We start from the raw sequence: 21,206 nt of genomic DNA, 5'->3' as shown, positions 1-21,206 counted from the left end.
GAGTGGCGGCTTGGCGGCTCAAGCGACAGAGGAACGTTACGTAACGGATCTGCCTCAGGTCCAGTCGAGAACGATCTTTCCGCTTTTCCCCGAGCGCATGGTCTCGAATCCCTCGCGGAAGTCGTCCACCTTCATCCGGTGGGTGATGACCGCACGGATGTCGAGGCCGTTTTCCAGCATCGCGATCATCTTGTACCAGGTCTCGAAGATCTCGCGGCCATAGACGCCCTTGATCGTGATAGCCTTGAAGACGATGCGGCTCCAGTCCACTGGCGATTTCCCCGGCGGGATGCCGAGGAGAGCGATCCGCCCGCCCATCACCAGCGCCTCGACCATCTGGTCGAGCGCGGCCTGGTTCCCCGACATCTCCATCCCCACGTCAAAGCCCTGCACCATGCCGAGCTTCGCCATGACCGCCTTGAGGTCCTCCTGCGCCACGTTCACCGGCACCACGTCGGCGACCTTGGCCGCCAGCGCCAGCCGATCCGGGTTCACATCGGTGATGACGACGTGCCGCGCGCCGACATGGCGGGCGACGGCGGCGGCCATGATCCCGATCGGGCCAGCACCAGTGATGAGCACGTCCTCGCCGATCAGGTCGAAGCTGAGGGCGGTATGCACGGCATTGCCGAGCGGATCGAGAATTGCGCCGATTTCGTCGTCGATGGCGTCGGGCAGGGGCACGACGTTGAAGGCTGGCAGGCGCAGGTATTGGGCGAAGGCGCCGGGTTCGTTGACACCCACGCCGCGCGTCTCGGGGTCGAGGTGGAACTTGCCCGACCGGCTCTGGCGGCTGTGCTTGCCGATCAGGTGCCCTTCGCCCGAGCAGCGCTGGCCGATCTTCAGGTCGGTGACGTTGCGGCCCAGTTCCACGATCTCGCCCGCGAATTCGTGGCCGGTGATAAGGCCGACCGGCACGGTGCGCTCGGCCCAGGCATCCCAGTTCCAGATATGGATGTCGGTGCCGCAGATGCCCGTTTTCTTGATGCGGATCAGCACGTCATCCGGCCCGATCTCCGGCACGGGGCGGTTCTCCATCCACAGACCCGGTTCCGGTTTGGCCTTCACCAGCGCCTTCATCATGTTAGTCATGCCAGCACTCCCGTGGCCTTGCCCGCCGCCCGGAAGGCGTCGAGCGCGAAATCGAGGTCTTCGCGCGTCAGCCGCGCGTTCATCTGCGTGCGGATCCGGGCCTGCCCCTTGGGCACGACCGGGAAAAAGAAGCCCGAGACATGGACGCCGCGGGTGAAGAGGTCGCGCGCCATCGCCTGCGCCAGCGTCGCCTCGCCCAGCATGACCGGGATGATCGGATGCTCGCCCGGTAGCAGGCGGAAACCGGCATCGGTCAGCCCCGCCCGCCAGTAGGCGGCATTGGCGAAGAGCTGGGCGCGAAGGTCGTCCGCTGCCTCGACGATGTCGAGCGCCGACAGTGCCGCGCCGACCACGGCCGGGGGCAGTGCGTTCGAGAAGAGGTAGGGCCGCGCCCGCTGGCGCAAGAGGTCGATCGCGGCCTGCGGCCCGGCGATGTAGCCGCCAAGCGCCCCACCAAGGGCCTTGCCGAGCGTGCCGGTCAGGATATCGACCTTGACCCCGGCATGGGCCGGCGTGCCGCGCCCCTGCGGCCCCATGAATCCGGTGGCGTGGCAGTCGTCAACCATCACCAGCGCGCCGTATCGGTCCGCCAAGGCCCGGATTTCGCCCAGCTTCGCGAGGTAGCCGTCCATCGAAAAGACACCATCCGTCGCGATCATCAGGAAGCGGGCGCCATCGGCGCGGGCCTGCTGCAGCTGCGCCTCCAGATCGGCCATGTCGGAATTGGCGTAGCGATAGCGCTTCGCCTTGCAGAGCCGGATGCCGTCGATGATCGAGGCATGGTTCAGTGCGTCGGAGATGACCGCATCCTCTGGCCCAAGCAAAGGCTCGAACAGCCCGCCATTGGCGTCGAAGCAGGCGGCGAACAGGATCGAATCCTCCATCCCGAGAAAGCGCGCGATCCGCTCCTCCAGCTGCCGGTGCAGGTCCTGCGTGCCGCAGATGAAGCGGACCGAGGCCATGCCATAGCCGTGCTCATCCATCGCCTGCTTGGCGGCGGCGATCAGCGCGGGATGGTCGGCAAGGCCAAGGTAGTTGTTCGCGCAAAGGTTCAGAACCTTGCGGTCCGACCCCTGCATGCCCACCCATGTTCCCTGCGCCGAGGTGATGAGCCGTTCGCGTTTGTAAAGCCCGTCCGCCTCTATCCCGGCCAGTGTCTGGCCGAGGTGGGAGAGGAAGTCAGCGCGATCAGGGGCGGGGGCGGGCATGGGGACTCCTCGAACTGGCGCGGCGGGCTTGAGGGCAGAGTGCGGCCCAATCGACGGAGACGTCAACACATCTGCGACACGACATGTCGCATTTGCGTGAGGACGAGGCCGAGGATCTTGGTTGCCTTGATCTTGCACGCTAGGGCCGCGCCCTTTGCAAGGAGAAGTTGATGCGTTCCACACTCGCCCTATCCCTCTCGCTGATCCTGCCGCTGGTCGCTGTTCCGGCCGAAGCCGGGGCGCCCCTGCTGCAATGCACCGTCGTTGCGGACGTCGAGTCCGGGGATGTCCTGCATCGCGAAGGGGACTGCGCCACCCGGATGCCGCCGATGTCGAGCTTCAAGCTGCCGCTCGCGATCATGGGCTTCGATGCAGGTGTGCTAATCGACGCGCATACCCCGGTCTGGGACTTGCCGGCCGGAGAGGAGCCTGCCTCTCACGCGCCCGAGATCCGGCGGGCCGATGCCGCTCTTTGGGAGGAGCAATCGCTCGTCTGGTTCTCGCGCGTTCTGACTGGGAAACTGGGGATGGAAAGGTTTGCCGCCTATACAAGTGACTTCGCTTACGGCAACGCGGATGTGTCGGGCGACCCGGGCAAGAACAATGGCCTGACCCAGTCCTGGCTGATGTCGTCCCTCGCAATCTCGCCCGACGAGCAGGTGGATTTCCTGCGCCGCTTCCGGTTGGGCGACCTGCCGGTGTCGAAGCGGGCCGTCGCCATGACCGAGGCCGTGCTTCCTGTCTTTCAGGCCGGCGGTTGGACGGTCCACGGCAAGACCGGGACGGGCTATCCTCTGGTAGAAGGCAAGCCAAACCGTGCCACGCCGCTCGGCTGGTTCGTCGGCTGGGCCGAGAAGGAGGGGCGCGAGGTCGTCTTCGCGACGATGCAGATCGATGCCGAACGGGGCGGTCCGGCGCTTGGCCCGCATTTGCGTGGTGAGGTGCTGGAGATGCTCCCGGCCATCCTTTCCGACTGATCTGCGCGAAAATGCGCAGAATCTGATCGTGGGTGGCCAATTTGTGCGCCGAAGGTTCGGGTCTATCTTGGCGTCAGACAGGAACAGGAGGCCGTCATGTGGAACCCGCTGCTCGATCCCGAGATCCCGATCGGGGACGCCGTCGATGCCATCGAAACGGTCATTGTCCCCCGGGCCCGCGACCTTGGCGGATTCGAGGTGCGGCGCGCGCTGCCCTCGGCTCAGCGTCAGATGGTCGGCCCCTTCATCTTCTTCGACCAGATGGGACCGGCCGAGTTCCTGACCGGGCAGGGGATCGACGTGCGCCCCCATCCCCATATCGGGCTCGCCACCGTGACCTATCTGATGAAGGGTCGGCTGCATCATCGCGACAGCCTTGGCACCAACCTCTGGATCGAACCGGGCGCGGTGAACTGGATGGTGGCCGGGCATGGCATCAGCCATTCGGAGCGCACCGACGAGGAAATGCGCAAGGCGCCCTTCTCGATGCTCGGCCTGCAGACCTGGATGGCCCTGCCGAAGGAGCACGAGGACGCGACACCCGACTTCATCCATGCCGAAAAGACCTCGCTGCCGGAACTGGAAGGCGAGGGCAAGCAGGTGCGCCTCGTGCTGGGCACCGCCTGGGGTGAGAAAGCCCCGGTCAAGGTGTTCTCCGAGACCTTCTATGCCGATGCCCTGCTGCAGCCCGGCGCGGCGATCCCGCTGCCGGACGACCACGAGGATCGCGGGGTCTACGTGCTCGATGGCGCCGTGACTGTCGGCGGGCAGGAGTTCGAGGCAGGCCAGATGCTGGTCTTCCGCCCCGGCGACCGCATCTCGGTCCGGGCAGGGGATCAGGGCGCGCGGCTGATGCTGCTGGGTGGGGCAACGATGGACGGGCCGCGCCACATCTGGTGGAACTTCGTCGCCTCGTCGAAGGAACGGATCGAGGCGGCAAAGGAGGCCTGGCGCGCCGGCGACTGGGCGCATGGCCGCTTCCGCCTGCCCCCCGACGACAATCAGGAATTCATCCCGGCGCCCGAGCGCTGAACGACTCCCTTGCCGCCTGTCGGCGTCCGGTCTCAAGATAGGGGCAGGCAGAGGAGGGGGCGCATGTTCGAAGGCTTCACCCGGTATCGCATCGCGGTCGATGGCGCAGAAATCTTCTGCGTTGCGGGCGGTGAGGGGCCGCCGGTCCTGCTCTTGCATGGTTTCCCGCAGACCCATGCCCTTTGGGCGCGGATCGCGCCCGATCTTGTCGCCCGAGGCTACCGGGTGATCTGCTCCGATCTGCGGGGCTACGGCGCTTCGTCGAAACCGCAGGACATGGCCGATTGCTCCTTCCGGGCCATGGCTGCCGACCAGCTTGCAGTGATGCGCGCGCTTGGAGCGCCGCGCTTCCATCTCGTCGGCCATGACCGTGGCGGGCGAACGGCGCACCGGATGGCGCTTGATCACCCGGAGGCGGTGGCAAGCGTTACGCTGATGGATATCGTGCCCACACTGACGCTGCTTGATGATTTGCGGATGGAGGTCGCCCAGACCTATTGGCACTGGTTCTACCTTGCCCAGCCGGAACCTTTCCCCGAGCGGATGATCGGCGCCGACCCGGATTTCTTCTTCGAGACCTCTCTCGTCGGCTGGGGCGCGTCAAAGGTTGCGGATTTCGATGCCGAACAGATGGCGGCCTACCGCGCCGCCTGGCGCGACCCAGAGGCGATCCGCGGGGCCTGCAATGACTACCGTGCGGCGCTGACGGTGGATCGCGCCGATGACCGGGCGGATCTCGGTCGTCGCATTGCCGCGCCGACACTGGTGCTCTACGGCGCCAGCGGTGCGATGGCCCGGCTTTATGATCTGCCCGCCACCTGGGTGCCGAAATTCACCAGCCTTCAGGCCGAAGCGCTGCCGGGCGGTCATTTCTTCCCCGATCTCCATCCGGCGCAGACGGCAGCGGCGATCGCCCGTTTCCTTGCCGCGCATCCGCTGTAGGGGGCGGAGGCGCAAATTTCCCGGCTTTCGCGGCGGGGTGCGCTTGACGCCGCCTGTGGGGATGCGTAATAGACCGCCCACGCCGGGAGTGTCCCCGGCAGGTGCCCGCGCGGTGGTAGCTCAGTCGGTTAGAGTACCGGCCTGTCACGCCGGGGGTCGCGGGTTCGAGCCCCGTCCACCGCGCCACCTGCCAGGACACCGACCGGCGTCGTATTTCCGGCGAAACGGATGCCCATGCGCGGTGGTAGCTCAGTCGGTTAGAGTACCGGCCTGTCACGCCGGGGGTCGCGGGTTCGAGCCCCGTCCACCGCGCCATTTCACCTCAGCGACAGCCGGGTTGCGATGCGCGATGACTTCGCCATCTCATTCGGGAACGCGCATATGTCTCTCTTCGATCAGACGCCCCTTTTCTATTTTCTGCTGGCGGCGGCCACGCTTGGCCTCGCCCCCTTTGTTCCTGAGCCGCATATCGTGGAAAAGCTCAGGATGCTGGCCTCTGGCACGCTTGTCCGTCCGCTCGACTGGTTCGATCTGGCGCTGCATGCAGCGCCCTGGCTCGCGCTGATCGTCAAGCTCGTTCGTATGGCACAGGGCGCGTCCTGAACTGTCCCGATCGGTTTGCGCGGCTGATTGCCGAAAGGTAGATGCCGATCACGTGATTGGGGGTTCAGAATTCGCTGCCGAGATGGCATGTGTTGCGAAGACCGCGTCCCCGGACTGCAAGGAGAAGACGATGCGCCCCCTCCGCCCGCTGCAAACCATGGCCCTGTCGGTGATTCTCGGGGCGGGGCTGGCATCCGGCAGTCTGGCTCAGGACTATTCCCTGGGCGCCCCCGTCGATGACGGCCCTCTGGCGCAGCCGCCAATTCCAATGGAGTCGGTTCCGAACGAAGCGCTGTCGATGGACCCTTCGACCCAGGCGCCGGACACTCAGATCAAAGTCACCAACCCGCCCATCGACTCGCTTGGCGAACCGGTCGAACCGGTGGCCGGCGATGCCACCATGGGCCAGCCGGTCGACCCCATGATGGGACAGCCGGTTGACCCCGTCATGGGTCAGGCGATCGAGCCGAGCATGGGCGAACCGGTCGATGGCGGGCAGCCCACCGATGCCTCGATGGGCGCGCCGGCCGAGAATACGCCCCTGGTCTTCGATGAATTCGGTGTTGCCGAGGAGAGCGTCGCTATTCCGGACACGCCGACGATTCCCACGGTGACCGCGACGGGAATCGTGAAGAGTTTCAACGAGTCGTCGCTGAACCTCATCCTGTCGAACCGCACCGTCTATCGTTTGCCGGCAGATTTCATTGATCCGGGGCTGAAGAACGGCAGCAAGGTCCAGATCGAATGGTATGCCGATGGCGCGAACCGCCGCGCAACCTCGGTGACGATCATCAAGTAGTCAGAGCGGCATCCGGTAGCGGATCAGCCCGTCCCAGGGCGCCAGCGTCTCGTAAAGACTTCTGGCGCGATCGTTGTCGATCTCGGTGTTCCAGCACAGGCGCCCAAGCCCGCGCGCCCGGCCGACCGCCGCCAGATCCTCCATCATCGCCCGCCCTAGGCCCCGGCCACGACAGGCGGGTTCGATGAAGAAATCCTCGAGATAGAGGTCGTCCTTCAGGAGCCAGGTCGCAATCTGGGGATGCCAATGGGCCAGGCCCGCCACCTGTCCGTCAAGGAGCGCGAGGCGGCAATTCAGCCCGTGACCCGGATCGAGGATCCGCGCCCAAATCCCATCCGTAACGGCGGGGTCCAGCGTTTCGGCGTAGTGGTCGAGAAAACCCTGCCAAAGCTGCCGCCACGCTGCCTCGTCCTCGGGCTGCGCATCGCGGAAGGCGATGGTCATGTCAGGGCCGCGAGGATGCGTGCCCAGGACCGGATGCCCTTGTGGAAGCAATCGAGGTCGTATTTCTCGTTCGGCGAATGGATCTGGTCGTCGTCCTTCGAGAAGCCGATCAACATCGCGTCCATGCCGAGATAGGTCTTGAAATAGCCCGCGACCGGGATCGAGCCGCCCTCGCCGATGAAGGCCGCCGGCATCCCCCATTCGTCGCTCAGCGCCTTCCGGGCCAGTTCGAAGGCCGGATCTGTCACCGCCATGTGGCTGGCCGGGCTGCCGGTGGACTGGTCGAACTCGACCGTGCAATCGGCGGGCAGGTTGGCGCGGACATAGTCGAAGAAGGCCGCGCGGATTTTCGCCGGGTCCTGCTGGCCGACGAGGCGGAAGCTGACCTTGGCATGGGCCTCGGCCGGAAGCACGGTCTTGAAGCCAGCACCCGTGTAGCCGCCCCACAGCCCGTTGATCTCGCAGGTCGGGCGGGACCACAGCATTTCGAGCGGAGTGCGGTCCTGCTCGCCCGCCGGAACCGACAGGCCGACATCGCCAAGGAAGGCGGCATGGTCGAAGGCCAGCCCCTGCCATTGGGCGCGGATGTCCTCGGGCAGTTCGGTCACGCCGTCATAGAAGCCGGGCAAAGTGACGCGTCCCTTGTCGTCATGAAGGCCCGCGAGAAGCCGGGCCATGACCCGCAGCGGATTGATCGCAAGGCCGCCATAGCCGCCGGAATGCAGGTCGCGGCTGGCCGCCCTGATGGTGAATTCGACCTTCGCCAGCCCGCGCAGTTGCGTGACGATGGCCGGCACCCGGTCGGCGAAAAGACCTGTGTCGCAGATCAGAGCGAGGTCTGCCTTCAGCTCGGCCGCATTGTCCTTGAGGAACGGGATCAGCGAGGGGGAGCCCGATTCCTCCTCGCCCTCCAGGAAGATCGTCAGGCGGCCGGGCAGGGTGCCGTTCACGGCCTTCCAGGCCCGGCAGGCCTCGATGAAGGTCATCAGCTGTCCCTTGTCGTCCGAGGCCCCGCGGCCGCGGATCACCTTGCCCCTGGGCGTGTCCTCAATCTGCGGGCCGAAGGGATCGCTGTGCCACAGTTCCAGCGGATCGACCGGCTGCACGTCGTAATGGCCGTAGAACAACAGGTGCCGTCCGCCGCCATTGCCGCCATGGCCCATGACCATCGGATGGCCGGGGGTCGGGCGCGCCGAGGCGTCAAAACCGATCCCGCGCAGATCCTCGACCAGCCAGTCGGCGGCCTTGGCGCAATCGCTGCGATAGGCCGGGTCGGTCGAGATCGACGGGATGCGCAGCAATGTCTCAAGCCGGGCGACTGCTTCGGGCAGGTCGCGGTCGATGCGGGCGAGGACGTCTTGCAGGCTCATTGGAAAACTCTCGTGATTTGGCTGGCCCGCGACCCTAGGCGCGGGTCGCAACCTCTGTCCAGTGCCGCCGGGATCGCTTATATCGGCGGCGACTCTGGCAGTAAGCCGCAGAACGGAGAGATTGGAATGACCGTCATTCGGGCTGGCCTCACCCTGGCCGCCGGCATCGTTTCCCTGGGGATTTCCGCAGCAGCGGCCCAGACCATGACCGAAGCCGCAGTCGCGCCGCTTCTCTATCCCGTCGGCGAGGCCGAGGTCGAGATCCTGCCGAACAAGGCACTGTCCGACAAGGAAGGCGTGATTCTGGCCCAGGTCGGCGCGGCCCAGCCCTATTACGGTGCGATCGCCATTTCTCCCGATGACGGGCTCATGTCGGAAGCCACGGTTGCCGCTGCCAACCACCACACGATCGAGGCTGCCAAGGTTGCGGCGCTCGCCGCCTGCACCGAAAAGCGGAAAGGTGCGGCGGACTGCGTGATCGTCGGCCTGATCCGTCCGAAAGGCTGGACCGAGCGACCCTTCCAGTTGTCGTCAAGCGCAACCGAGGATTTCGACAAGACTTACAAGAAGATCCGCCGCGACAAGGTCTTTGCCATCTCGCCCTCGACCGGAACCTGGGGAATCGGCAAGGGCAAGGACGCAGCGGCCAAGGCCATTGAGGAATGTGCGAAGAAGCCGGCGCCGGTTGTCCCGACCGACTGTATCGTCGCAATTGCCGATTGACGGGATTGGTGGTTAACAGATCTCTGAATATCAGCGGCAAAATGACCGATGTCAGAGATGGCTTTTTGATCAGTATCAAGGAACCACGCCGCCTGCTGTGAGAGCGAGAGAGGGCAGACCTGCCCCCCAGCGGAACTTGGAGACGCGAATGGACTACGATAAGGCCCTGGACTCAGCCCTCAAGCGGCTGCACGACGAAGGGCGTTATCGCACCTTCATCGACATCGAACGTCGCAAGGGTGCCTATCCGAACGCCGTCTGGCGCCGCCCCGACGGGACGGAGAAGGACATCGTCGTCTGGTGCGGCAACGACTATCTCGGCATGGGCCAGCATCCGACGGTGCTATCCGCCATGCATGAGGCGCTGGATGCCACCGGCGCCGGCTCGGGCGGAACGCGCAACATCTCGGGCACGACGATCTATCACAAGCGTCTCGAGGCCGAGCTTGCTGACCTGCATGGCAAGGAAGCCGCGCTGGTCTTCACGTCGGCCTATATCGCCAACGATGCGACGCTCTCGACGCTGGCTACGCTGTTCCCGGGCCTCGTGATCGTATCGGACGAGTTGAACCACGCGTCGATGATCGAAGGCATCCGTCGCAGCCGGGCAGAAAAGCATATCTTCAAGCACAATGACGTGGCCGACCTGCGCCGCATCCTGCAAGGCATCGAGAGGGGGCGGCCGATCGTGATCGCCTTCGAATCGATCTATTCGATGGATGGCGATGTCGGCCCGATCCGCGCAATCTGCGATCTGGCAGCCGAATTTGGCGCGCTGACCTATCTCGACGAGGTTCATGCCGTCGGCATGTATGGGCCGCGCGGTGGCGGCGTGGCGGAACGCGAAGGTCTGATGGACCGCATCGACATCTTCAACGGCACGCTGGCCAAGGCTTATGGCGTGATGGGCGGCTATATCGCCGCTTCGGCAAAGATGGTGGATGCGATCCGCAGCTATGCGCCGGGTTTCATCTTCACGACGTCGTTGCCGCCCGCGGTCGCGGCAGGGGCTGCCGCCTCGGTTCGGCACCTAAAGACAGATCAGTCGCTTCGCGATGCCCAGCAGTTGAACGCGCGCATCCTGAAGATGCGGCTCAAGGGTCTTGGCTTGCCGATCATCGACCACGGCACGCATATCGTCCCGGTCCATGTCGGCAACCCCGTCCATTGCAAGATGTTGTCGGATATGTTGCTGGAAAACTTCGGGATTTACGTACAGCCCATCAACTTCCCGACCGTGCCGCGTGGGACCGAACGGCTTCGCTTCACGCCGTCGCCCGTGCATGACGCGCGCCACATCGACCATCTGGTCAGGGCGATGGACAATCTCTGGTCACATTGTGCGCTGAATCGCGCCGAGGCCTCTGCCTGATACGCTCTGCAAGTGCAAAGCGACTTGTCCTGTGTTAGCGTTTGGTCAATAGGACGTGATGCGAGTCGGCACAGACACGACTCGTCCGTACGGTGGGGCAGAAGGGCAAGAGGCGCATGATCGGGCGGAGGTCCAATCCTTCGACGCCAGTGGAAGACAAACCCAAAGGGTTTGACGACTTCGAGGTGCGGCTGGGCGACGTGATGCGCGGCGAACGTGCCACGCTCGGGCGCTCACTTCTGGATGTTCAGCGGGAGTTGAAGATCAAGGCGACCTATATCGCCGCGATCGAGAATTGTGATGTCTCGGCCTTTGAAAGCCAGGGCTTCATCGCTGGATACATCCGCTCCTACGCGCGCTACCTCGGCCTCGATCCCGAATGGGCCTATGCGAAATTCTGTGCCGAAGCTGGGTTTGCTCCGACGCAGTCGCTCGGCAGTTCCAGCAGCACACGCGTGTCAAAGGCCGCACCCGCGTCGCGGACGATGCCCGGCCTGCGCGATCCGTTTGTCGAGCCCGGAACGCCGTTCATTCCCCGTGGGCAGAGTTTCCTTTCGCGGATCGAACCGGGCGCTGTCGGGTCCATTCTTGTGCTGGTCGGTCTGATCGGCGCACTCGGCTACGGCGGCTGGTCTGTCCTGCAGGAAGTGCAGCGGGTGCAGCTTGCCCCGATCGAGCAAGCGCCGGTCGTGGTTGCCGAGGTTGATCCGCTTGGCAACGTGAAGAGCGATGCGCCGCTGGTGCGGTCCGCCCCACCGGTTGACACGACGATCGCGTCTGCAGATCAGTCAGCCGATCCGGTCGCCGCCGCGCAGGGGTATGACCGGCTCTATCGCCCGCAGGCGCTGGATGTTCCGGTTCTTGTGTCTCGCGACGGACCGATCGCCTCGATCAATCCGCGTGCCGGTGAAACCGGACCCGCGCTTGGCTCGGCCGTGGATCAGGCGCTTGCTGCCGCCGGCGTGAGCGATGCCGCGACAGGTGACACCCCGCAAGTTGTTGCCGATGCGGCACCGGGGGTGGAGCTGATTGCCGCGCGCCCGTCCTGGGTGCGGGTTCAGTCTGCTGACGGGACGGTGCTGTTCGAAAAGGTACTCGACGCCGGCGAACGCTATGTCGTGCCGCAGATGGAACAGCCGCCTGTTCTGCGCGCCGGGAACTCCGGATCAGTCTATTTCGCCGTAAATGGTCAGACCTATGGTCCGGCCGCGCCTGGGGCGCAGGTTGTCAAGAACGTGGCCCTGTCGCCCGAGGCGCTGACGCAGAAGTACCAGTTGGCCGATCTTTCCGTCGATCCCGATCTCGCTGCTGCCGTTGCGGTTGCGGATGCGACGGCAACTACCGCTGCACCCGGAGCCGTTACTCCGACCGAGTAACGGCTTTTCTCGGCTGGTCATTTGTTCCATGGGGCCGTCTGTAACCGAGACCGCCGTTGCGGTGCTGGTCGTGCAGGGCTATCTAGAGCGCGACGCGGAACCCCGAGGCTAATCCCATGTCCCACAATCCCGTTCGTCCCTGGCGCAACATCGACCGGCGCAAGTCGCGTCAGATCCGTGTCGGCAAGGTGCTTGTGGGCGGCGACGCACCGATTTCGGTGCAGACGATGACGAACACCATCACCAGCGACGCCAAGGCGACGATCGAGCAGGTGATGCGCTGCGCCGTGGCTGGGGCAGACATCGTCCGCGTCTCGACCCCCGATCAGGAGAGTACGCGTGCGCTGAAGGAGATCGTGGCGGAAAGCCCGGTGCCAATCGTGGCGGACATCCATTTCCACTACAAGCGTGCCATCGAGGCCGCCGAGGCGGGTGCGGCCTGCCTGCGGATCAACCCCGGCAATATCGGCGATGCCGCCCGCGTGCGTGAGGTCATCAAGGCCGCGAAGGACCACGGCTGTTCGATCCGCATCGGCGTGAATGCCGGCAGCCTCGAGAAGCACCTGCTCGACAAGTATGGCGAGCCCTGTCCCGAGGCGATGGTCGAAAGCGGGCTCGACCATATCAAGATCCTGCAGGACAACGACTTTCACGAATTCAAGATCTCGGTGAAGGCCTCGGATGTGTTCCTCGCTGCCGCCGCCTATCAGCAGCTGGCCGATGCGACCGACGCGCCGATCCATCTGGGCATCACCGAGGCTGGAGGGCTGGTTTCGGGCACGGTGAAATCGGCGATCGGCCTGGGCAACCTGCTCTGGATGGGGATCGGCGATACGATCCGCGTCTCTCTCTCCGCCGATCCGGTGGAAGAGGTGAAGGTCGGCTACGAGATCCTGAAGTCGCTCGGCCTGCGCCATCGTGGCGTAACGATCATCTCCTGCCCGTCTTGCGCGCGGCAAGGCTTCGACGTCATCAAGACCGTCGCGGCGCTGGAAGAGCGGCTGGCCCATGTCACCACCTCGATGAGCCTGTCGATCATCGGCTGCGTGGTAAACGGCCCGGGCGAGGCGCTGATGACCGATATCGGCTTTACCGGCGGCGGGGCGGGGTCGGGCATGGTTTATCTTGCTGGCAAACAAAGCCACAAGCTGGGCAACGACAAGATGATCGACCACATCGTCGAACTGGTCGAGGCGAAGGCCGCAGAAATTGAGGCGGCACAGGCCCGCGCGGAAGCGGCGGAATAGAGCAGATCGTTCACAGCCGGGCCTGGTTGTGGTAGCGTCACTGACGTTGGGTCAGCGGGCTGATGGCTGTCATGTTGCGTTATGCCGTTTCCTTTGCCCTTTTGCTGACAGCGACCGTGCCCGGTACCGTCCGCGCCGAGATTACCTTCGCAATCGACAACGACCTGAGCCTTGGCTTCTGTGTCAACTGCGGGGCATACGGATGGGAACAGGCAGTCCAGTTCTGCAAGGATGCCGGCGGACCTGCCTGCCAGATCCCGCTGACCTGTCCGCGCGGCTGGGCAGCAATTGCCAGCTCATCCAATGATTGGTCCGAGGCCCTCGCCATTTCGTGCGGCATGAGTAGCGAGGCTGGGGCGCGGCTCGCGTCGATCACGGCCTGCATGACCAGACTGAACGGGTACTGCACAACGACACAGACCGTCAGCCCCAACGGCAAGATCACCAAATTCACCGAGCCTGGCCCTCTTTTCACGACCTACATTGCGCAGGCGGCGCTCGGGCTGTCCGGCTATGACGTGGGCACCCCCGACGGCGAGATGGGGCCGAAGACACGCGCCGCTCTTCATGCGTTCCAGGACGACATCGGGCTTGCGAAGACCGACGACATTTCTCCTGAAACGGCCTGGAGGACCATTATGGCCTTCGGCGGTAGGCAAAAACTCTGGGACATCATCGCCACAGAGGTGGTTGCCCCGAATGTCGAGGCGTTTGGCAATCAACTCTACATCTCGGCGCCGAAAGCCAAGCCGCCCGAGCCGTTTGGCGCCGAACTGGCTGGCTATGAGGACGATGTTCGTCGAAACGCGCTCGCGCTTTACCTGCGCGGCCATGACCACCCTTGCAGCATCCCCGCGATCAGGGCGACGGCCCCTTTCGAGAATGACACCGTCTACTGGAATGTTGACTGCAAGGAAGCGGAGTATGACCTCTTCTTACAGCCGGATGGTTCGAGCGTGATAAACGCCACTTCCAAATGAATCTGGGGCATGGTTGAAAAAGCTTTGGATTATATGCGTTTGTTAGACAATTCTGACATGCGACCTTCACTCGATTGCGCCTCGGGCCTGGCGTAACTCGTGTTGGCCTGCGGCGGGGAAAAGTTGATCTTGTCCCAAGCTGCAAGAAAGCCGGCAAAGGAATGGCGGCGTCAAGGCAACGCGCAGGACGGCGTCAGCCCTTGCGCTGCTGCGCCACGATCTGGCGCATCCCGTCGAGCGGAACATAGCCGCGCAGCATTGTGCCGTCGACGACGAAGGTCGGGGTCCCCGAGATTTGCAGCGCCTCGCCAAGGGCATGGTTGGCGGTGATGACGGCCGTCACCTCGTCGCTGCCCATCTTGGCAAGGACGACATCCTTGTCGAGGCCAAGCTGGTCTGCCAGCTTTCCAAGGTTCTCGGGCGTCGGATCGCCGCGCAGAGTGATGAGCGCGTCGTGGGCCTTTTCATAGGCCGCATCCCCGGCCGTCAGCCGCACCGCGATGGCGAAGCGTGCCGAGGTCACGGAGGCTTCGCCGAGGATCGGGAACTCCTTGACAACAAAGCGGATGTTGCCGTCCGACTGCACCAGTTCCGAAACCTCGTCATAGGCCTTGCGGCAATAGCCGCAGCGGTAGTCGGTAAACTCGACCACGGTGATGTCGCCGTCGGGATTGCCGCCGACCCAGCTGTTGGGATCGTTGAAGATCTCGGCCGAGTGGCTCTGGATCAACTGCTGGTCGTTCGCGGCCTCGGCCTGCTGCTGGCGCTCCTGCAGGACGTTCATCACCTCGACAAGGACTTCGGGGTTCTCGAGCAGATAAGCCCGCACCTCTTGTCCGAATGCGGCGCGTTCGGCATCGGTCATCTGCGACAGGTCTGTCGCCAGGGCCGGCGCCCCAAGGGCAAGGGTCGCCGCTAGGGCTGGGATCAGCCGCCGGGCGGCACGGGTCGCAGGCATATCGAACTCCATCTCGTTGGCCGCAAGCATGCCGAGGCGACCCTATTCGCGCGCGAGTTTACCGGCTGGTGGGCAGGAAAGACAAGGCGAAGGCCGGGGTTTCGCTGCAACGTGATCGCCACGCGCGACCTGCCGTGCATGGACAAGCGCGCGCGCTCGACCGATAGTCTGGCGCAAAAAATGAGGGCAGGGCGGATGCGGGCATTCCTGACGGCGATGGTTTTGGTCCTCTGCACGGGTGCCGCGGCGCTTGCCGATGAGCTTTCTGCGCTGGCCCGGCTTGATGCGGCGCGATCCTCGATCGAGGGATCGGGCGGCGGGTTGACTGTGACGCTCGGCCTGTCCCAGCCCGTGCCTTGGCGCGTGCGCCTGCTCGACTCTCCTCCGCGTCTGGTCCTTGACACGCGAGAGGTGGATTGGGCCGCGATCGGCACCCTTGAACGACCCGAGAGCGGGCTTGCCGACCTTCGGGCCGGAACCGTGCGGTCGGGTTGGTCGCGGCTGGTGATGGAGCTTGCCAGTCCGATGTTGGTCGCCAGTGCGGGGATGGAGACGGGCGATGGCCGCGCGCTGCTGACGATCCGTCTTGCCCCCGCCACGGCCGAGGAGTTTGCGGCCAGGGCCAGTCAGCCCGAGCCCCCGGAATGGGCGCTGCCAAAGGCTGCCGATCTGCCCAAGGCCCTGCCACGGGGCACCGGGCCGCTGGTCGTCGTCCTTGATCCCGGCCATGGCGGCATCGACCCCGGCGCGGAACGCGACAAGACCTTTGAAAAGGACATCGTTCTGACCTTTGCGCGCGAACTGAAGGAGGCGCTGCTGCGCGCCGGCGGCTTCACCGTGGTGATGACCCGGGACGAGGACGTCTTCGTCCCGCTTGAGACGCGGATCTCGATCGCCAATGCAGCTGCAGCGGACGTCTTCATCTCGATCCACGCCGACGCGCTGGCCGAGGGCGAGGCGGTTGGTGCGACGATCTACACCCTGTCCGAAGATGCAAGCGACCGAGCCGCGGCGACGCTGGCCGAACGGCACGACCGTGATGAACTCTTGTCGGGCGTGGATCTGACCGATCAGGACGACACGGTGGCGACCGTGCTGATGGACCTTGCCCGGACAGAAACCCGTCCCCGGACGGAGGCGCTGGCAATCGACCTGCGCGATGCGATCCTGGCGGATGGGCTGAAGATGCACAGGGTGCCGCTGCAGTCTGCGGGATTTTCGGTGTTGAAACTGCCCGACATCCCATCGCTCCTGCTCGAGATCGGTTTCTTGTCCAGCGCGCGCGATCATGCGCGGATGACCGATCCGGAGTGGCGGGCCAAACTGGCCAAGGCAATCGTGAGCGGGTTGCTGGTCTGGGCCAAGGAAGATGCGGCCCGCGCCCAGATCCCGCGTGACTGAGGTTCCGAGCGGCTCACGGCCTGTTTAACCCAACGGGTTTTGACCTTTCGGGGCTTTCCCCTGTATAGGGGGGCATCCGTTCGGGAGTCGCTTTTGCTCAGGTTCATCGGTTCATTCTTCGGGGCCATCTTTACGATGGTCACGCTCGGCCTGTTCTTCGTCGCTCTCGTAGTGGGCGGCGTCTTCTACATGTACAGCCGTGACCTGCCCGACAGCGCCAGTCTTGCCAATTACGCCCCCAAGACGATGAGCCGGATCTATTCCGGTGAAGGCGAGATCATCGACGAATTCGCCGATGAGCGCCGCCTGTTCACGCCTATCGAGGACATTCCTGATCTGGTGAAGGACGCCTTCATCAGTGCCGAGGACAAGAACTTCTACCACCACAAGGGCTATGATGTGACCTCGATGGCCGGCGCCTTGCGCGACGCCATCGTGTCTCGCGGAGAGAATACGCGTGGCGCCTCGACCATCACCCAGCAGGTGATGAAGAACTTCCTGCTTGGCGGCGAGCGGACGGGCGAGCGGAAGATCAAGGAGATCATCCTTGCCTCCAACATCGAGAAGACGCTTTCCAAGGACAAGATCCTCGAGCTGTATCTGAACGAGATTTTCCTGGGGCAGAACTCCTACGGGGTCACCGCTGCGGCGCAGACCTATTTCAACAAGCCGCTGACGGCGCTGACCGCAGGCGAGGTGGCCTATCTTGCAGCACTGCCGAAGAAGCCGGCAGAGCTTCACCCGGTGCGCAACTATCAGGACGCGGTCGACCGGCGGAACTACGTTCTCGGCCAGATGCTGGAGAATGGCTATATCGATCAGGCGACCTACGAAACCGCCAAGGCCGAGCCGCTGAAGACCGTGCAGAGCGGTGACTTCCCAGCCTTCCGTTCAACCCTTCCGCCGCGCAGCTACTTCACCGATGAGATCCGCCGCCAGCTGTCGGGCAGCTTCGGCGAGGATCAGTTCTTCGCGGGGGGCCTGACGATCCGCGCGACTGTCGACCCCGAGCTGCAGGAGCGCGCCGCCTTCGCCTTGCGCCAGGGCCTGGAAAAATACGACCGCGGGCTTGGCGTCTGGCGGGCCTCGCGGGTGACGATCCCCGAAGCCGAGCTTGGCCCTGATGCATGGCGCAACGCCCTCGGCAAGGCGGAGGTGCCGCGCGACATTACCGGGTGGTATCCGGCGGTGGTGCTGTCGACCGAGGGTGGCGTCGCGACCATTGGGGTCGAAGGCTTCGATGGTACCCAGGAAATCCCCGCCGATGACGTGACCTGGGCGCGCAAGCGCGGGGCGGACGGCAAGCTTGGCCCCAAGGCCAAGGCGCCGGGCGATCTGGTTTCGGTGGGCGACGTGGTGCTGGTGACGCGCCTGACCGCCGATGACGGCAGCCTCAAGCGCTGGTCGTTGCGGCAGGTGCCCGAGATCCAGGGCGCCTTCATGGCCATGGACGTCAATACCGGCCGCGTCATCGCCATGCAGGGTGGCTTCAGCTACCAGTCGTCGGTCTTCAACCGCGCCACCCAGGCGCAGCGCCAGCCGGGTTCGAGCTTCAAGCCCTTCGTCTATGCCGCAGCGCTCGACTCAGGCTTCACGCCGGCGACGATCGTCATCGACGCCCCGATCGAGGTGAACACGCCCGAAGGGCTGTGGAAGCCGAAGAACGCCTCGAATAAGTTCTACGGCCCGTCGCCCATGCGGACGGGGATCGAGCAGAGCCGGAACCTGATGACCGTGCGGATCGCGCAGGCGATCGGGATGGAGACGGTCGCGAAATACGCGGAACTCTTCGGCGTTTACAACCCGATGAGCCCCTTCCTTGCCAACGCACTCGGTGCGCAGGAGACGACCTTGTTCAAGATGGTCGCCGCTTATGCGATGTTCGCCAATGGCGGCGAGCGGGTGGAGCCCACGCTGGTCGACCGAGTGCAGGACCGCTACGGCCGCACCATCTACCGCCATGACGACCGCAAATGCGAGGATTGCCAGCTGGCGAGCCTCGATGCCGGCGACGCGCCGGCCATCATTGCCGACCGCGAGCGGGTGATGGACCCGATCACCGCCTATGAACTGACCTCGATGATGCAAGGCGTGATCGAGCGGGGCACCGGGCGCGGCATCAAACTGCCGGTCCCGATCGCCGGAAAGACCGGCACGACCAACGATGCCAAGGACGTGTGGTTCATCGGCTTCAGCTCGAACCTCGTGGCAGGCTGCTACATCGGTTACGACCAGCCCCGCAGCCTTGGCAGCGCGTCGGGCGGCGGCACCTGCGCACCGGTCTTCCAGACGTTCATGGAAGAGGCGGTGAAGAAGTACGGGGGCACCGAGTTCAAGGTGCCACCCGGTGGCTATTTCGTGAAGGTCGACCGCTATTCCGGCGCCCGGCTGCCTGACGATGCCACTGGTCCGAACGTGCAGGCCGAATACTTCCGCGAGGGCCAGCAGGACACCGCCTTTGCCCAGGCCGTGGTCGACGGCGGCTTCGCCATGGGCTCGAACTTGCCGCTCTTCTCGGCCGGCGAGACGGACGGGGCAGAGGGCTTCGGTTCAGCCGTCACCACCTCGACCGGCGAACGGGCCGTGATCCCGAAGAAGGCCGATTTCGGCACGCTGAGCTCGGGCGGCCTCTACTGACAGGCGGGTTAGGGCAGGGGTGGCGGGCCTTGCCCCGCGACCTCTGAACGGCTATCTCCGCCCCGACCTTCGAAGGATGACGACCGATGCGCGCCGAAACCCAGAACAACGTCGAAGCGATCAAGAAGTCGCTGACGCTGCTTGCCCAGAGGATGGACTGGGAAACCGCCCCGCACCGGCTGGAAGAATTCAATGCCATGATCGAGGATGGCGACCTGTGGTCCGACCCCGCCCGTGCGCAGAAGTTGATGCGTGAACGCCAGGCGCTGCTGGACCAGGTCTCGACCTATCGCCTGATCGAGAGCGGTCTGAAGGACAATGTCGAGCTCATCGAACTCGGCGAGGCCGAGGGCGATACCGAGATCGTCAGCGAGGCCGAGGAGGCGCTGAAGAAGCTGGTCGAGCTTGCCTCGGCCAAGGAAGTCGAGGCGCTGCTGAACGGCGAGGCGGACGGCAACGACACCTATCTGGAAATCAACGCAGGCGCCGGTGGCACCGAAAGCTGCGACTGGGCCAACATGCTGGCGCGGATGTATGTCCGTTGGGCCGAGAAAAAGGGCTACACGGTCGAGCTTCAGTCCGAAAGCCCGGGCGAAGAAGCGGGGATCAAGTCCGCCTCTTACAAGATTTCAGGCCCCAATGCCTATGGCTGGCTGAAGTCGGAATCGGGCGTCCATCGCCTTGTGCGCATCTCGCCCTATGACTCGGCGGCGCGGCGGCACACCTCGTTCTCGTCCGTATGGGTCTATCCGGTGGTCGACGACAATATCGAGATCGAGATCCCGGCGTCGGATATCCGCATCGACACCTACCGCTCGTCCGGCGCGGGTGGGCAGCACGTCAACACCACCGACTCGGCCGTGCGGATCACCCACCTGCCGACCAACATCGTCGTCACCAGCTCGATGAAGTCGCAGCACCAGAACCGCGAGATCGCCATGAATGCCCTGCGCTCGCGCCTCTACCAGCTGGAACTCGACAAGCGCAACGCCGCGATCAACGCCGCGCATGAAAGCAAGGGCGATGCCGGCTGGGGCAACCAGATCCGCTCTTACGTGCTGCAGCCCTACCAGATGGTGAAGGACCTGCGGACCGGGGTCGAGACCTCGGACACGCAAGGGGTGCTCGACGGCGACCTCGACCGCTTCATGGCCGCCACGCTCGCCATGGACGTCGCCGGCAAGAGCCGCGCCGAGGCCAACGCCGAGGACTGAGGCCGGGTCGAGCGCCCGCAAATTCCTTCGAAGGAACTTGCCAAGAGTCTTCGAAGACTTTTTGTCCCGCCCCGGCTGACCGTCACACCACCCGGCAGGGTTTGAACTTCAGCGACCGCGCGGTGATCTTCTCGGCTTTGATCGCGCGATACAGGCGGTCAGAGACAAAGATGCGATTGCTCAGGGTCGGATCGACCCAGAGATCAGGGCCTTCGGCGGCCGAGGCGCGGACTGCGATGACATCATCACCCCTCATCCATGGGTCCGGCTTCCAGGCGTCGCCACTCGGATACATCTCCACATTCTCCGACGCTTCCGGCACGAATTCGGTCTTTTGCGCGACGATGTGCAGGATCCAAAACCGCCCCGGCCGCTGCCGCTGCTGGTCGTATTCGAAGACCGGCACCTCGATCAGTCGCGTTGGTCCGAGATCGAAGCCCTGCAGAAGATCGTGGAAGCGCTCCGAGATGACGATGATGCCGCCGCCGACTTCAAAGATGTCACGCAGACTGGACTTTAGTTTTTCCGGATAGCCCGATTTGTTGAAATGGAGGTAGTCTGGCGCCTGTTCGGGCGTCACTGGAACCCGGGCCTCATAGAGATTGATGTACTCGATCAGCGGGCGGTCATGATGCGGAACGAGTTTTGTCATGTTGAGCGTTGTTGTCTGGAAATCCGTCGCCCATATCTTCGGCATCCCACTCGTCACCGCACCGCCTCCTCCTTGCCCGCCGGTAGGATGGGCCATATTGTTCCTCCTACGCCTGTCGCCGCGAGCCTAACCCGCGCGGCTGTTGCCCCACAAGCGCAGGTTGCGGGCCGCTCATAACC

Annotated in this window: 19 protein-coding genes and 2 tRNA genes; 15 read left to right on the top strand and 6 right to left on the bottom strand. The window is 64.4% G+C overall.

Annotated features, from left to right (window positions below):
- Nucleotides 1-54 precede the first annotated feature (54 nt).
- Together tdh and L0V05_RS15365 are read right to left on the bottom strand one after the other, a co-directional pair.
- Nucleotides 55-1,080, bottom strand: a complete 1,026-nt coding sequence (tdh, locus tag L0V05_RS15370; protein WP_234872229.1) for an L-threonine 3-dehydrogenase — start codon at nt 1,078-1,080, stop codon at nt 55-57.
- A gap of 8 nt (nt 1,081-1,088) precedes the next feature.
- Nucleotides 1,089-2,300 (bottom strand): glycine C-acetyltransferase, encoded by a 1,212-nt coding sequence (locus tag L0V05_RS15365; protein WP_234871938.1) that lies wholly within the window; start codon nt 2,298-2,300, stop codon nt 1,089-1,091.
- Nucleotides 2,301-2,470: 170 nt separating this feature from the next.
- Between L0V05_RS15365 and blaOXA the strand changes: the two genes are divergently transcribed.
- From blaOXA to L0V05_RS15330, 7 genes are all read left to right on the top strand, one after another.
- Entirely contained in the window at nt 2,471-3,277 is an 807-nt protein-coding gene (gene blaOXA, locus L0V05_RS15360) for a class D beta-lactamase (RefSeq protein WP_234871936.1), read from the top strand.
- Between the two features lie 96 nt (nt 3,278-3,373).
- Nucleotides 3,374-4,309, top strand: coding sequence for a pirin family protein (locus L0V05_RS15355; RefSeq protein WP_234871934.1), 936 nt, complete (start codon nt 3,374-3,376; stop codon nt 4,307-4,309).
- 63 nt (nt 4,310-4,372) lie between these two features.
- Entirely contained in the window at nt 4,373-5,251 is an 879-nt protein-coding gene (locus tag L0V05_RS15350) for an alpha/beta hydrolase (protein ID WP_234871933.1), read from the top strand.
- 109 nt (nt 5,252-5,360) lie between these two features.
- Nucleotides 5,361-5,437, top strand: a tRNA-Asp gene (locus tag L0V05_RS15345).
- Between the two features lie 52 nt (nt 5,438-5,489).
- A tRNA-Asp gene (locus L0V05_RS15340) sits at nt 5,490-5,566 on the top strand.
- A gap of 66 nt (nt 5,567-5,632) precedes the next feature.
- Nucleotides 5,633-5,854: an RND transporter gene (locus L0V05_RS15335; protein WP_234871931.1), complete on the top strand. Its 222-nt coding sequence runs from the start codon at nt 5,633-5,635 to the stop codon at nt 5,852-5,854.
- A gap of 130 nt (nt 5,855-5,984) precedes the next feature.
- Nucleotides 5,985-6,653, top strand: a complete 669-nt coding sequence (locus L0V05_RS15330) for a hypothetical protein (protein WP_234871929.1) — start codon at nt 5,985-5,987, stop codon at nt 6,651-6,653.
- Here L0V05_RS15330 and L0V05_RS15325 read toward each other — a convergent pair whose 3' ends face one another.
- Nucleotides 6,654-7,097 carry a GNAT family N-acetyltransferase gene (locus L0V05_RS15325; protein WP_234871927.1) on the bottom strand — a complete coding sequence of 148 codons (444 nt, stop codon included), beginning with the start codon at nt 7,095-7,097 and terminating at the stop codon, nt 6,654-6,656.
- A complete protein-coding gene (locus L0V05_RS15320; protein WP_234871925.1) occupies nt 7,094-8,467 on the bottom strand; it encodes a M20/M25/M40 family metallo-hydrolase in 1,374 nt (457 codons plus the stop codon). Before L0V05_RS15320 ends, L0V05_RS15325 begins: the two co-directional genes overlap by 4 nt.
- Before the next feature lie 126 nt (nt 8,468-8,593).
- Between L0V05_RS15320 and L0V05_RS15315 the strand changes: the two genes are divergently transcribed.
- The 5 genes from L0V05_RS15315 (at nt 8,594) to L0V05_RS15295 (ending at nt 14,165) form a co-directional block, all read left to right on the top strand.
- Entirely contained in the window at nt 8,594-9,190 is a 597-nt protein-coding gene (locus L0V05_RS15315; RefSeq protein ID WP_234871923.1) for a 5-aminolevulic acid synthase, read from the top strand.
- A 148-nt stretch (nt 9,191-9,338) separates the two neighbouring features.
- Nucleotides 9,339-10,562 (top strand): 5-aminolevulinate synthase, encoded by a 1,224-nt coding sequence (hemA, locus tag L0V05_RS15310; protein WP_234871921.1) that lies wholly within the window; start codon nt 9,339-9,341, stop codon nt 10,560-10,562.
- 116 nt (nt 10,563-10,678) lie between these two features.
- A complete protein-coding gene (locus L0V05_RS15305) occupies nt 10,679-11,938 on the top strand; it encodes a helix-turn-helix domain-containing protein (RefSeq protein ID WP_234871919.1) in 1,260 nt (419 codons plus the stop codon).
- A gap of 116 nt (nt 11,939-12,054) precedes the next feature.
- Nucleotides 12,055-13,185 (top strand): flavodoxin-dependent (E)-4-hydroxy-3-methylbut-2-enyl-diphosphate synthase, encoded by a 1,131-nt coding sequence (ispG, locus tag L0V05_RS15300; protein WP_234871917.1) that lies wholly within the window; start codon nt 12,055-12,057, stop codon nt 13,183-13,185.
- A 116-nt stretch (nt 13,186-13,301) separates the two neighbouring features.
- Nucleotides 13,302-14,165, top strand: coding sequence for a peptidoglycan-binding domain-containing protein (locus L0V05_RS15295; protein WP_234871915.1), 864 nt, complete (start codon nt 13,302-13,304; stop codon nt 14,163-14,165).
- 193 nt (nt 14,166-14,358) lie between these two features.
- Here the strand turns inward: L0V05_RS15295 and L0V05_RS15290 are convergent, their stop codons facing one another.
- Complete coding sequence (locus tag L0V05_RS15290) at nt 14,359-15,153, bottom strand: DsbA family protein (RefSeq protein ID WP_234871913.1); 795 nt, start codon at nt 15,151-15,153, stop codon at nt 14,359-14,361.
- 165 nt (nt 15,154-15,318) lie between these two features.
- On the opposite strand from L0V05_RS15290, the gene L0V05_RS15285 reads away from it, so the two are divergent.
- The 3 genes from L0V05_RS15285 to prfB all read left to right on the top strand — a co-directional run bounded on the left by L0V05_RS15285 (nt 15,319) and on the right by prfB (nt 20,375).
- A complete protein-coding gene (locus L0V05_RS15285; protein ID WP_234872227.1) occupies nt 15,319-16,524 on the top strand; it encodes an N-acetylmuramoyl-L-alanine amidase in 1,206 nt (401 codons plus the stop codon).
- A gap of 93 nt (nt 16,525-16,617) precedes the next feature.
- Nucleotides 16,618-19,161, top strand: a complete 2,544-nt coding sequence (locus L0V05_RS15280; RefSeq protein ID WP_234871911.1) for a penicillin-binding protein 1A — start codon at nt 16,618-16,620, stop codon at nt 19,159-19,161.
- A gap of 86 nt (nt 19,162-19,247) precedes the next feature.
- Nucleotides 19,248-20,375 (top strand): peptide chain release factor 2, encoded by a 1,128-nt coding sequence (gene prfB, locus L0V05_RS15275; protein ID WP_234871910.1) that lies wholly within the window; start codon nt 19,248-19,250, stop codon nt 20,373-20,375.
- A gap of 82 nt (nt 20,376-20,457) precedes the next feature.
- Here prfB and L0V05_RS15270 read toward each other — a convergent pair whose 3' ends face one another.
- The gene (locus tag L0V05_RS15270) at nt 20,458-21,027 is read right to left on the bottom strand and encodes an imm11 family protein (RefSeq protein WP_234871908.1); all 570 of its coding nucleotides are present in this window, start codon (nt 21,025-21,027) and stop codon (nt 20,458-20,460) included.
- Nucleotides 21,028-21,206 lie beyond the last annotated feature (179 nt).

Origin of the sequence: Alitabrizicola rongguiensis, assembly GCF_021491355.1 — a bacterium.
GTDB classification, from domain to species: domain Bacteria; phylum Pseudomonadota; class Alphaproteobacteria; order Rhodobacterales; family Rhodobacteraceae; genus Aliitabrizicola; species Aliitabrizicola rongguiensis.
This window is presented reverse-complemented; position numbering and strand designations above follow the sequence as displayed.